The sequence below is a fragment of the Nonomuraea ferruginea genome, from assembly GCF_039540635.1.
Classification (GTDB): Bacteria; Actinomycetota; Actinomycetes; order Streptosporangiales; family Streptosporangiaceae; genus Nonomuraea; species Nonomuraea ferruginea.
The window spans coordinates 185,829-197,472 of record NZ_BAABFD010000008.1 but is presented as its reverse complement, the minus strand read 5'-3'; the positions used below and the strand labels follow the sequence as shown (position 1 = coordinate 197,472).

Genomic DNA, 11,644 nt, shown 5'->3' with positions numbered 1-11,644 from the left:
GGGCTATCACCCGTGAAGGTACGGCGCGGCCGTTTCCGCATGGTGTCTCGATTGTTTCGCGAGTGTTACGCGGCGCTCGCGTCCCCAGAAGGGCCGGGAACGTGGGCGCGCAGGACCGGTGACGGCGACTCCGCGGCGGGCTCGGGGGCGGGGGAGAGCAGGTCGGGGCGGACGGCGACGATCAGCAGGGCCGCCACGACCACCGCCAGCACGGCCGCGAACGCGTACCAGACCCGTCCCACGCGCCGACGCCGGCGCGGGCGGGCGCCCTTGCTCGCCGCGGCGCTCAGCCTGCGCCGCTCCTCCTCGCTGAACTGCGCGACCAGTTCGTGGAAGCGCGCGTCCAAGTCGTCCCCGTACGGCATGGCCTCCATCATGCGCCGGACCACCCGCGTCACGGAAGCGCGGACGGGTCACGATCCCGACCGCCCCCACCGGCGGATACCTTTGACACATGAGCAGCAACGAGCCGCGGTGGACGCAGACCTGGCTGGGCGGGCTCCGGTCCGCTGGGGTCGATCTCGGTTATCCGGGGCAGCGCCTCGGGCTGCCGGAGGAGGGCAGCGGGTCCGTCTCCGGCTGGGGGCGCAGGATCGCCGCCCTGGTCATCGACTGGATGATCTGCACGTGGGCGATCACGCAGCTGCTGCTCGGGATCAGCACGGCCGAGCAGCCGTGGGTGCCCGCGATCGTGTTCGCCGTGCAGTACGTGGTGCTGGTCGGGTTCATGGGGCAGACGTTCGGCCACCGGCTGGCCGGCATCCGGGTGGCGGCGATGGACGGCGGCGACCCCCGCCTGTTCCCGGTGCTGGTGCGCACGGTGCTGCTCGTGCTGGCCCTGCCGGCGCTGATCTTCGACCGCGACCACCGCGGCCTGCACGACCGCGTGTCGAACACCGTGGTCGTCCGCATGTGAAAACCGTACCGGGTTTACTTTTGTACTGAGTACGGTTTACGCTGCCGTCATGATGATGGCGGGTTTGCGCGAGCGCAAGAAGGAAGAGACACGGCGGCGCATCGCGGGCGTCGCGCTGGAGCTGTTCGCGGAGCGCGGGTACGACGCGGTGACGGTCAGCGAGATCGCCGAGGCGGCCGGGGTCGCCAAGGTCACCCTGTTCAACTACTTCCCCAGCAAGGACTGCCTGGCTCTCGACGGCATCCACGACGACCTCGCCTCGATCGTGGCCCGGCGGTCGCCCGGCCAGACGGCCCTGGACGCGCTGCGCGCCCACTACGCCGCGCTGGCCGCCGACGGTCCCCGCGACGTCGGCCGGATGCTCGCCCAGGTCAGGGTCATCGCGTCCACGCCGGTGCTCATGGCGGGCGTCTACCAGGCGCACATGGGGCAGCGTCACGAGCTGGCCGCCGTGCTGCGGGACACGGCCGGCTCCGAGACGGCCGCGCAGCTCATGGCCGCCCAGATCACCGCCGTCATCACCACGGTCGAGGAGGCGTTCTTCCAGCGGCTGGCGTCCGGGACGCCGCTGGAGGAGGCGGGCCGGATGCTCGCCTCCGACGTGGAGCTCGCCTTCGACCAACTCCAAGGCGGTATCGGTAAGGACAAATCATGAAAAAGGGCATCAACTATGACACCGGCTTCCTGCCCGAGCCCGACCGCAGCCGCAAGGCCTTCGACCGGGACACCGTCCGGCGCGACCTCCAGGTGATCGCCCGCGAGCTGAGCTGCCGGGCCGTCCGCGTCTCCGGCGGCGACCCCGCCCGCCTCGCCGTCGCCGCCGAGGAGGCCGCCGCCGCCGGACTGGAGGTCTGGTACGCGCCGTTCCCGGTCGACCTCACCCCCGAGGAGACCCTGCCGATGCTGGCGGAGTGCGCCACGAAGGCGGAGGAACTGCGCGCGGGCGGCGCCGAGGTGGTGCTGGTGGCGGGCTGCGAGGCCAGCGCGTTCCTGTCCGGTTTCATGCCGGGGGAGACGTACGGCGAGCGCCTGGGATCACTCACCGAGGCGTCCCCCGAATGGTGGAGCAGGGAGATCCCGGCGATCACCGAACGCCTGGACTCCTACCTGGCCGAGGTCGCCGCCACGGTCCGGCCGCTGTTCGGCGGCAGGATCACCTACGCCTCCGCGCCCTGGGAGTTCGTCGACTGGACCCCGTTCGACGTCGTCGGCCTCGACGCCTACCGCGCCGCCTACAACGCCGAGACCTTCCGCGACGAGCTGCGCGCCCGCTCCGGGCAGGGCAAGCCGGTGGCCGTGACCGAGTTCGGCACCTGCGCCTACCGCGGCGCCGGCGAGCGGGGCGGCTCGGCCTACCTGGTGCCCGAAGGCGCGGTGCCCGACGAGGACGAGCAGGTCCGCTATCTCGACGAGCTGCTCGACGTCTTCGAACAGGAGGGCGTCGAGACCGCCCTGTGGTTCACCTTCGCCGGTTTCACCAGGATCGGCCGGGACAATCAGGCCGACCTCGGCTCGTACGGCGTCGTCAGGATGCTCGACGAGACGCGCTGGGAGCCGAAGGCGGCCTTCCACGCCATGGCCGCTAGATACGCGCGCAGCTGAAGATGGCGGTGCCGGGCAGGTGGCGGCCGCGCAACGGGCTCCAGCCGCCCCACACCCGGTCGTGCCCCTCGGGCCACTCGGGCTCCAGCAGCCCGGTGATGGCGAGCCCGGAGGCGGCCAGCAGGCCCACCCAGTCGCCCATGGTGCGGTGGTGCTCGGCGTAGGTGAGGGCGCCGTGCTCGTCGCGTTCCTCGTACGGGCTGCGGTCGAAGTAGGAGCGGTCGGAGGTCAGCCCGCGCGGGCCCGGGTCGTCGGGGAACGCCCACCGGATCGGGTGGCTGACCGAGAACACGAACCGGCCGCCCGGCCGCAGCACCCGGCGCACCTCGCGCAGGACCGCCGCCGGGTCGGCCACGAACGGCAGCGCGCCGTACGCCGAGCAGGCCACGTCGAAGCTCTCCGCGGCGAACGGCAGCGACTCGGCGTCGGCCTGGACCGCCGGCACCCGCACGCCGGTCTCCTCGTCGATGCGGCGCGAGTGGAGCAACTGGCCGCGCGACAGGTCGAAGGCGGCCACCCGCGCACCCCGCGTCACCAGCCAGCGGGCGCACTGCGCGGCGCCGCAGCCGATCTCCAGCACGTCGCGCCCGGACACCTCGCCGAGCAGCCGGGCGTCGGCCTCGTCGACGCCCTCAGGGCACCACACGAAGCCGGCGTCGCGCAGGAACGCGCCGTGCTCCGCCTGGTAGTCGTCGGCGTTGCCGTCCCACCAGCCGCGGTTGGCCCGCGACGACAGGGACGGCACTAGCGCATCTTGGGGCCGCGCGGCATGCGGGCGCCCTTGGGCATCGGACCCTTGGGCATCGGCATGTTCTTCGGCAGGGACCGCAGGCGGTCCTTCACCTCGTTGACCGAGGGCTTCTTCAGGTTGCGCGGCAGCTTCATGATGTGGCGCTGCAGCTTGGCCAGCGGGACCTGGCCCTCGCCGTCACCGCACTGGATGTCGTAGATCTCCACGCCCAGCACCGCGCGGGCGATGCGCTTCTTCTCCGCCGCGAGCATGCGGGCCGTGCGGTTGCCCGGCCCCTCGGACACCAGGATGACGCCCGGATAGCCCACCACCATGTGGACCAGGTCCTGGTCGCGGTTGACCGCGATGGCCGGGGTGACCTGCCAGTTGCCGCGCATGCCCTGCAGCACGGCGGCGGCGGCGCCGGTCTGGCCGTGCAGCAGCGAATACTGCGCCCGCTGCGCGAGCTGCCCGAACACCACCAGGCCGACGGTGAACGCCAGCAGGATGCCCAGGAAGATCGAATACCACAGATAGTCCGTGACCAGACCGATCACGACCACCACAGCCAGCGTGCCGACCGCCGAGAGGAAGACGATCGGCATCCCCTTGGGATTGGACTGCTTGATGATCTGCGCGATCATGCGGAGCTGCTTGATGCGCCCCGGCTTCTCTGGGTCCTTGGACTTCGCCATGGAAGGAAGGATACAAACGAACCGGACAGGACGGAGAACGCGGCCGCCAGGCAGCCTCGCCGCGGCCGCGATCTTTTTGCCGAATCCTGACTCTCAGACCTTGACCGTCGCCGAAAGCCTCCGGTCGGCGTAGTGGCGGGCGGCCTCCAGCAGGTACTCCCCGGACGCGACGCGCCACCCCCGCCCGTCCCAGACCTCGAACGTACGGTCCGGCACGTCCACGACGGTGCTCACGCTCTGCCCCGGCTCGGCCTCCACCACCGCGAACCCGGCCAGCCACCGGGCCGGGCGCTCCGGATCGGGCGTGACCGGCGCGGCATAGACCTGCACGACCTCCCGGCCGCGCCGACGGCCGGTGTTGGTCACGCGCACGGTCACCGACCCGCTCCCGCCGGAGATCGAGTCGTACGACCAGGTGGTGTAACCGAGCCCGTGCCCGAACCAGAACGCCGGCGCGCGCCCGCTCCGCTCCCACGCCCGATACCCGATGAACAGCCCCTCTTCGTAGACCATGACACCGCGGTCCGGAGTCACGTTCACCACCGGCGCGTCGGCCAGCCGGGCGGGCCAGGTCGTCGGCAGCCGCCCGCCCGGCTCGGCGTCGCCGAACAGCACGTCCGCCAGCGCCGCCCCCGCCTCCTGCCCCGGGAACCAGGTGAGCAGCACCGCCGCCACCGAGTCCAGCCACGGCATCTCCACCGGCGAGCCCGCGTTCACCACCACGACGGTGCGCGGGTTGGCGGCGGCGACCGCGGCGATCAGCTCGTCCTGCCGGCCCGGCAGCACCAGGTCCCCGCGGTCGAAGCCCTCGCTCTCCACCTCCGGCGTGGTGGCGGCGACCACCACGGCCACGTCACTGCCGGCCGCCACCCGCACCGCCTCGGCGAACAGCTCGTCCTCGCCGGGCGACGGCTCGGCGTGGCCGAGCACGCACACGATGAACACCATCCCCCGGAACCCGGCCGTCCGGTGCAGGACCTCCAGCTCGTACGTGACGCCCGCGTCCAGGTCGGCGGTCACCCGCCGCTCCGGCGGGGACAGCAGCGCGGCCGGGTCGTCACCACCGGGGGTCAGCGTCTCGTCGAGCAGCACCCGGCCGTCCACCGACAGCGTGTACGCGCCCGCGCCGGCCACCGACAGCTCGTGCCGCCCTCCGGTCTCCGGCGTGTACGCGGCGCGCAGCCGGACCGCCGCGAGCCGGTCGGCGTCCACTCCGGGCGGGGTCTCGCCGATCCAGCGCCCCTCGGCCGCCGGCAGCGGATGCTCGGCCAGGACCCGGCCGTCGGCGTCCAGGAAGGCCGCGGTGGCCGGGACCGCCAGCGGGGACAGGCGGACGCGCGGATCGGTGCCCCGCGCGTACCGGACCTCGACGACGTCACGCCCGCGCAGGCCGTCCAGCGGGGAGACGACGCGGGCGGGGAACACCTGGGCGCTGCCGCCGCCCATCACCCTGGCCTCCCTGGCCGCCGACCCGATCAGCGCCACGGACCGCACGCCGGACAGCGGAAGCAGCGGCCCGTCGTTCTTCAGGAGGGTGAAGCTCCGCGCGGCCACCTCACGCGCCAGCGCCACCCCGTCGATGACCTCGCCGGCCGCGGCGGGCGGCGGCCCGCCCAGCGCGCCCGTGCGCTCGGCCAGGCGGAGCACGCGGCGCACCCGGTCGTCGATCAGCGACTCCGGCACCCGCCCCGCGCGCACCGCCTCCTCCAGCTTGTCACCCCACGGCCCGTGCGGGCCCGGCATGGCCACGTCGGTGCCGCCCAGCGCGGCGGCCTCGGTGGTGCGCACCGCCGTCCAGTCGGACACCACGAGACCGTCGAAGCCCCACTCGCCCTTCAGCACCCCGTGCACCAGATCGGCGTGCTCGCTCATCGTGACGCCGCCGACCGCGTTGTAGGCCGTCATGACACCCCACGCGCTGGCCTGGACGACCCGCTCGAACGGCCGCAGGTACAGCTCGCGCAGCGCCCGCGCGGACACCTCGACGCTGACCGTGAACCGCTCGGTCTCGGAGTCGTTGGCCACGAAGTGCTTGGGGGTGGTCGCCACCCCGCCCTCCTGCACGCCTTCCACGTACGCGGCCGCCACCTCGCCCGTCAGGTGCGGATCCTCGGAGAAGCACTCGAAGTGCCGCCCGCCCAGCGGCGACCTGTGCAGGTTGACGGTCGGCGCGAGCAGCACGTGCACGCCCTTGCGCCGGGCCTCCTGGGCGAGCAGCCGCCCCACCCGCCGGATCAGCCCCACGTCCCAGGTGGCGGCCATGGCGGTGGGGCTCGGCAGCGCGATCGACGGGCTGGCCGCGCTCCACCGCTCGCCGCGCACGCCGATCGGCCCGTCGCTCATCACCAGGCGGTCCAGGCCGATCTCCGGCACCGGGTGCAGCGCCCACATGGAGGCGCCGGTCAACATCCTGACCTTGGTACGCAGGTCCAGCCCGCTGATCACGTCATCGAAGTCCACGATCACAGTGTCGGCGACCCGGCGGCCGGGGTCACGCCACCACGAAGAACTCCAGCAGTTCGGGCAGCAGGGCCTCCGGGGCCACGGCGTGCGCCTGCCCCTCCAGCACCCGGTGGACGGCGCCGGGGACGCGCCCCGCAACGGCCCGCGCGGCCGCCGCCATCCACGCCGGGCCGGCGTCGCCGTTCATGACCAGCGCCGGCTGCGTGACCTCGGCCAGCCGGGCGGCCGGCAGCGCGTTGCCCGGCCCCATGACGGCCGCCTCGTACGCCAGCGTGTGCGCGACGGCCTCCACCTCCGGCCAGGACGGGTCGGCCCGCATCAGCGCCACGGCCTCCCGCGGCACCTCGGCCGCCGCCACCATGAACAGCTCGACCGCGTCCCCCCGCCGCCCCTCCCGGACCAGGGCATCGAGCTGGGCGGCGAAGTCGTGCGGCAGTGCGGGGGCGTCGGCGGTCACGTGGTAGGGCGGCTCCCACACCGCCAGCTTGGTGACCTCCGGCAGCCGGGCCGCCGCCTCCAGCGCCAGCGCGCCGCCCGACGACCCGCCGAACACCATCGCCCGCCCGCCCGCCGCCCCGACGACCGCGGCCAGATCCTCGATCTCGCGCTCCACCGCGTACGGGGAGGTGTCGCCGCTGCCTCCCCGCCCGCGCCGGTCGTAGTCGTACACGGTGAACCACGGCGCCAGCCCCGCCGCCACGCCCGCCAGCGTGGGGTGGCCCCTGCCGGTGAACGCGCCGTGCACCAGGACCACGGCCGGTCCCGAGCCGTGGCGGTCGTAGGCGATGGCGGTCCCGTCGGCCGAGACCGCCGTGCCCGTCAGCGTCACGGTGCTCATCCGGCCGGCTGCGCCAGGCAGAGCGCCTCCCAGTGGTGGCCGTCGAGGTCGGCGAAGGCCCGCTGGTAGCGGAAGTCGTCCTGCCGGGGCGGGCCCAGCGGGGTGGCGCCGGCGGCGACGGCCTTCTCGGTCAGCTCGTCCACCTGGGCCGGGTTCTCCAGGCCGATGACCAGGATCGCCTCGGTCGTCTTGGCCGGGTCGGCGAGCTCCCTGGCCGCGTAGCCGGCGAACACCGGCTCGGTCAGCAGCATGACCTGCGCGCCGTCGTTGATCATCACGGACGCCATGTCGTCGGCCATGCCGAAGAAGGCGAAACCGAGCGCGGTGAAGAACTCCTTCGAGCGGTCGAGATCCTTGACCGCCAGGTTCACGAAGAGCTGCATGACCGGACTCCATCCTCGTCAGGGGGTTCCCGCGTTCTCGCGGGCATGAGACCAGTCTGCGGATCGCGGCGGCCCCGGTCTTGGATCTGCGCGCCACCCCCTTGACGATGCGCGCCTACCGCAGGCTCGCCCGCCGGTACTCGGCCGGCGGCACCCCGTACGCGCGCTTGAACAGACGGCTGAAGTGGGCCGGGTCGGGCAGCCCGCAGCGGGCCGCCACCGCGCTGACCGGCACGCCCGCCAGCGCCGGATCGGCCAGGTCGCGGCGGCAGCGCTCCAGCCGCCGATGGCGGATCCAGCCCGCCACCGTCGTGTCGCGGGCCTCGAACACCCGGTGCAGCGAGCGCGGCGACACGTGACAGGCGGCGGCCACGGCGGCCGGGTCCAGGCCGGGATCACCCAGATGGCGTTCGATGAAGGCGTGCACCCGCGCCGTCAGCGCCTCCTGCCGGGCCCGCTCGGGCACCTCGTCCAGCCGGTCCACGCGCTCGGCCACGGCGGTGGCCACCAGATCCATCACCACCGTGGACAGCCGCGCGGCGCTGGCCGGCCGGTAGGTCTCCAGGTCCAGCGCCACCCGGCGCAGCAGCGGCGCGGCCAGCGCGGCGGTGCCCTCGCCGGCCGGGATGGGCACGGCGGTGATCGAGGTGGCCGCGCCGGCGGGCAGCGACAGCAGCTCGCGCGGGAAGCTGAACACCGCCAGCCGCACCGCCGCGTCGTAGGCCAGCTCGTAGGGCCGGGTGAAGTCGTAGAGGGCGAACCCGCCCGGGGCCAGCCGGACCGAGCGGCCGTCCTGCGACAGGATCGGGCTGCCCGACACGGCCAGCACCAGCCGGTAGAGCTCGGGGCTGTCACGCCGGATCAGGCCCGCCGTGCGGTGCACGCTGTGGGGCGTGGAGGTCTCCACCTTGCCGACGCCGATCGGGCCGAGCTGCCCGGCCTCGATCTGCCCCCGCAGCGGGGTGCCACGGGCGATGTGGAAGTCGAGCGGGCCGAGCGTGTCGCAGACCACGCTGCGCCAGGCGTCGAGCCGCTGCCCCGGCGGCACGTCCCCGGTCCGGATCAGAATGGCCACGTCTCGCCCCCTTCCGACGCTCACGGTAGCGCGGCGGCCGGATAGGGGAAACGCGAAAGCCCCGGGACCCCGCCCGGGGCTTCCGACACCACGTGGCCACCGCGAACGACGCCGCGATCACGCCGCGATCACGCCGCGAACGACGCCGCGATCACGCCGCGAACGACGCCGCGATCACGCCGCCCGCCAGACGGCGCGGTCAGGCCGTCTGGCGGGCGGTGATCGCCTGCTGGTAGAGCTTGCCCGCGCGGTACGACGAGCGGACCAACGGGCCGGACAGCACGCCGGCGAAGCCGATCTCCTCGGCCTCCCGCTGCAGCTCCACGAACTCCTCCGGCTTGACCCAGCGCTCCACCGGGTGGTGGCGCGGGGTCGGCCGGAGATACTGCGTGATGGTGAGCAGGTCGGTGCCGGCGGAGTGGAGGTCGCGCATCGCCTCCAGCACCTCCTCGCGGGTCTCGCCCAGGCCGAGGATGAGGTTGGACTTGGTCACCAGCCCGGCCTCGCGGGCCGTCGTGATCACCTTCAGCGAGCGGTCGTAGCGGAACGCGGGCCGGATCCGCTTGAAGATGCGCGGCACGGTCTCGACGTTGTGCGCGAACACCTCCGGCTTGCTGGAGAAGACCTCCTCCAGCTGGCCGCGGTCGCCGTTGAAGTCGGGCACGAGCAGCTCGACGCCGCAGCCGGGCAGCAGCGCGTGGATCTCCCGCGCGGTCTCGGCGTAGAGCCAGGCCCCGCCGTCGGGCAGGTCGTCGCGGGCCACGCCGGTCACGGTCGCGTAGCGCAGGCCCATCTGCTGGACGGACTCGGCCACCCGGCGCGGCTCGTCGCGGTCGTACTCCTTGGGCTTGCCGGTGTCGATCTGGCAGAAATCGCAGCGGCGGGTGCACTGGTCGCCGCCGATGAGGAACGTCGCCTCGCGGTCTTCCCAGCACTCGTAGATGTTGGGGCAGCCCGCCTCTTCACAGACCGTGTGCAGGCCCTCGCGGCGCACGAGCGATTTCAGCTCGGTGTATTCGGGGCCCGTCTTCAGCTTGGTCTTGATCCACGGGGGCTTGCGCTCGATAGGGGTCTCGGCGTTGCGCACCTCCAGGCGGAGGAGCTTTCGGCCTTCAGGAGCAACGGTCACCCTGCCAGCTTACGTCTCCCGCCCGCATGGCCCTCGCCAGGGGCGTGGATCAGGCGATGAGCCCGAAACCGCGCACCGCGCGGGTGTAGTGGGCGAGTAACTCCTCGTCGATGCGCCCGGACTCCATCTCGCCCAGCAACGGGGAACGCGCGGGCCCCGGCCGGTCGGCGCGGGCCAGCGCGTCGCGCCTGATCGCGGGCACGGTCTCGCCGCGCAGCGCGGCCGCCTGCATCGGCGCGAGGTAGCCGCCGGCGGCGATCAGCTCCTCCAGCTCCGCCACCTCCTCGGGCGTGACCGCCTTCGCGGCCAGCGCCAGCCTGCGCTCGCGCGCCCGCCCGTCGCCCGAACGGGCCAGCCGGGTGAGCGCGTACTCCACCAGCAGCACCGGGGCGCCCAGCACCCGGCCGATCACCCGGCCGATCCACCCGGCCACCTCGTAGCTCGTGTCCGGCGTGTGGAGCGCGCCGAGCGTACCGGTGAACTTGTCGCGGGCCTCCTCGCGCGCCGTCAGCGGCGCGGAGCCCAGCAGCGCCTGCCGCCACTCGCCCAGCGTGGACAGCGCGCCGCCCACCACCAGGTCGTCGCCGGTCGCCTCGCCCGCGTAAGCCGTCGCCAGCAGGGTCACGCGCTGCCGCGGGCTCAGCGCCAGCCACACCGGCAGCCCCACCAGGAGCACCGGCGTGCGCCTGAGCCCCACTCTCCGGTAAGACGTCCCGATCTCGAGATCCCTGACCGCCACCAGGTCCGGCGGCCTGACCCCCATCCGGGACGCGACCCGCCCGGCCGTCGCGTACAGCTCGGCGGCGTCCTCCCGGCCGAGCACCTCGGCGTCGGCGGGCACGCGCGCCAGGCGCGGACGCAGCAGCCACCCGATGCCGATCAGCATCCCGCCGATCAGCCAGCCGAAGACGAACTCGGCGTTGACCACGATCGTGCGCGCGCCCAGCACGATGAAGGCGAGCGTCAGCGCGTGCACCAGAAGGGCGATGAGAAAGGCCGCGGCGCGTTTCACGCCCTGATCATAGGCACCGCCGCCCCGGCCGGGTAAGGGCCCGAGGGTTGATCCGCGGGGTCAGACCAGGGGAGGTCAGCGGCGCAGGAGATCCTCCTCGTGGAGGTCGTACGGCTCGCGGCCGAGGGCCTCCGCCAGGCGCTTCTCCGCGATCGGCATGACCTCCTCGGCCACGATGCGCCGGCCCGTCTCCGCCGACAGCGTCGAGACGCCCACGTCGGGCAGGCCGCACGGCACGATCCGGTTGAACCACCGCGGGTCGTTCGCGCAGTTGAGCGCGAACCCGTGCATCGACACCCCGCGCGAGACCCGGATGCCCACCGCGCCGAGCTGCCGGTCGGGCAGGCCCAGGCTGGCGTCCCCGGCGGCCCACACCCCGGGACGCCCCTTGACCCGCCTGGCGGTGACGCCGAAGTCGGCGCACACCTGGATCATCGTCTCCTCCAGCCGGCACACGTAGTCGACGACGTCCGAGACCGCGACGATCGGATAGGCGACGAGCTGGCCGGGGCCGTGCCAGGTCACCCGGCCGCCCCGGTCGACGTCGATGACCGGCGTGCCGTCGGCCGGACGCTCGTGCGCGGCGGCCCGCTTGCCGGCGGTGTAGACCGGCGCGTGCTCAAGGATCAGCAGCGTGTCGCCGAGCTCTCCGGCGGCCCGCTTGCCGTGCACCCAGCGCTGCAGCGACCAGGCCTGCTCGTAGGGGACGTCGACGCCTAGACGGACGATGGCGAGGCTGTGGGGATCGACCCCGTTGATGGGGCGCATGGGTCCATTGTGCCGTTCCCTCACCCTTGTAGG

13 protein-coding genes are annotated in these 11,644 nt (G+C 73.4%); 3 read left to right on the top strand and 10 right to left on the bottom strand.

What is annotated here, in order from left to right; genetic code table 11:
* Window positions 1–65: 65 nt before the first annotated feature.
* On the bottom strand, window positions 66–365 hold the full coding sequence (locus tag ABD999_RS17380) for a hypothetical protein (RefSeq protein ID WP_271278498.1): 300 nt from the start codon (window positions 363–365) through the stop codon (window positions 66–68).
* Window positions 366–454: 89 nt separating this feature from the next.
* Between ABD999_RS17380 and ABD999_RS17375 the strand changes: the two genes are divergently transcribed.
* The 3 genes from ABD999_RS17375 to ABD999_RS17365 are packed head-to-tail and all read left to right on the top strand — an operon-like array spanning window position 455 to window position 2,518.
* On the top strand, window positions 455–916 hold the full coding sequence (locus tag ABD999_RS17375; protein ID WP_148032847.1) for an RDD family protein: 462 nt from the start codon (window positions 455–457) through the stop codon (window positions 914–916).
* Window positions 917–965: 49 nt separating this feature from the next.
* Complete coding sequence (locus tag ABD999_RS17370; RefSeq protein ID WP_271278497.1) at window positions 966–1,571, top strand: TetR/AcrR family transcriptional regulator; 606 nt, start codon at window positions 966–968, stop codon at window positions 1,569–1,571.
* Window positions 1,568–2,518: a glycoside hydrolase family 113 protein gene (locus tag ABD999_RS17365; protein ID WP_271278496.1), complete on the top strand. Its 951-nt coding sequence runs from the start codon at window positions 1,568–1,570 to the stop codon at window positions 2,516–2,518. The genes ABD999_RS17370 and ABD999_RS17365 overlap by 4 nt, the downstream gene beginning before the upstream one ends.
* On the opposite strand, the gene ABD999_RS17360 is transcribed toward ABD999_RS17365, so the two are convergent.
* The 9 genes from ABD999_RS17360 to lipB form a co-directional block, all read right to left on the bottom strand.
* Window positions 2,499–3,263: a class I SAM-dependent methyltransferase gene (locus tag ABD999_RS17360; RefSeq protein WP_219544695.1), complete on the bottom strand. Its 765-nt coding sequence runs from the start codon at window positions 3,261–3,263 to the stop codon at window positions 2,499–2,501. The genes ABD999_RS17365 and ABD999_RS17360 overlap by 20 nt on opposite strands.
* Window positions 3,263–3,943, bottom strand: coding sequence for a DUF4191 domain-containing protein (locus ABD999_RS17355; protein WP_271278495.1), 681 nt, complete (start codon window positions 3,941–3,943; stop codon window positions 3,263–3,265). Before ABD999_RS17355 ends, ABD999_RS17360 begins: the two co-directional genes overlap by 1 nt.
* A 93-nt stretch (window positions 3,944–4,036) precedes the next feature.
* Window positions 4,037–6,403, bottom strand: coding sequence for a beta-glucosidase family protein (locus ABD999_RS17350; RefSeq protein WP_271278494.1), 2,367 nt, complete (start codon window positions 6,401–6,403; stop codon window positions 4,037–4,039).
* Between the two features lie 31 nt (window positions 6,404–6,434).
* Window positions 6,435–7,244, bottom strand: coding sequence for an alpha/beta fold hydrolase (locus tag ABD999_RS17345; RefSeq protein WP_271278493.1), 810 nt, complete (start codon window positions 7,242–7,244; stop codon window positions 6,435–6,437).
* Window positions 7,241–7,627 (bottom strand): VOC family protein, encoded by a 387-nt coding sequence (locus tag ABD999_RS17340; RefSeq protein ID WP_187281266.1) that lies wholly within the window; start codon window positions 7,625–7,627, stop codon window positions 7,241–7,243. Before ABD999_RS17340 ends, ABD999_RS17345 begins: the two co-directional genes overlap by 4 nt.
* Before the next feature lie 115 nt (window positions 7,628–7,742).
* Window positions 7,743–8,702 carry an AraC-like ligand-binding domain-containing protein gene (locus tag ABD999_RS17335; protein WP_271278492.1) on the bottom strand — a complete coding sequence of 320 codons (960 nt, stop codon included), beginning with the start codon at window positions 8,700–8,702 and terminating at the stop codon, window positions 7,743–7,745.
* 199 nt (window positions 8,703–8,901) lie between these two features.
* Entirely contained in the window at window positions 8,902–9,831 is a 930-nt protein-coding gene (gene lipA / locus ABD999_RS17330; protein WP_271278491.1) for a lipoyl synthase, read from the bottom strand.
* 49 nt (window positions 9,832–9,880) lie between these two features.
* On the bottom strand, window positions 9,881–10,843 hold the full coding sequence (locus ABD999_RS17325; protein ID WP_271278490.1) for a M48 family metallopeptidase: 963 nt from the start codon (window positions 10,841–10,843) through the stop codon (window positions 9,881–9,883).
* Window positions 10,844–10,918: 75 nt separating this feature from the next.
* On the bottom strand, window positions 10,919–11,611 hold the full coding sequence (lipB, locus tag ABD999_RS17320) for a lipoyl(octanoyl) transferase LipB (RefSeq protein WP_271278489.1): 693 nt from the start codon (window positions 11,609–11,611) through the stop codon (window positions 10,919–10,921).
* Window positions 11,612–11,644 lie beyond the last annotated feature (33 nt).

Excerpts from the sequence above, each read along its gene's own strand:
- ABD999_RS17380 (WP_271278498.1), bottom strand. The coding sequence starts at position 365 with ATGCCGTACGGGGACGACTTGGACGCGCGCTTCCACGAACTGGTCGCG.
- ABD999_RS17375 (WP_148032847.1), top strand. The coding sequence starts at position 455 with ATGAGCAGCAACGAGCCGCGGTGGACGCAGACCTGGCTGGGCGGGCTC.
- ABD999_RS17370 (WP_271278497.1), top strand. The coding sequence starts at position 966 with ATGATGATGGCGGGTTTGCGCGAGCGCAAGAAGGAAGAGACACGGCGG.
- ABD999_RS17365 (WP_271278496.1), top strand. The coding sequence starts at position 1,568 with ATGAAAAAGGGCATCAACTATGACACCGGCTTCCTGCCCGAGCCCGAC.
- ABD999_RS17355 (WP_271278495.1), bottom strand. The coding sequence starts at position 3,943 with ATGGCGAAGTCCAAGGACCCAGAGAAGCCGGGGCGCATCAAGCAGCTC.
- ABD999_RS17345 (WP_271278493.1), bottom strand. The coding sequence starts at position 7,244 with ATGAGCACCGTGACGCTGACGGGCACGGCGGTCTCGGCCGACGGGACC.
- ABD999_RS17340 (WP_187281266.1), bottom strand. The coding sequence starts at position 7,627 with ATGCAGCTCTTCGTGAACCTGGCGGTCAAGGATCTCGACCGCTCGAAG.
- lipB (WP_271278489.1), bottom strand. The coding sequence starts at position 11,611 with ATGCGCCCCATCAACGGGGTCGATCCCCACAGCCTCGCCATCGTCCGT.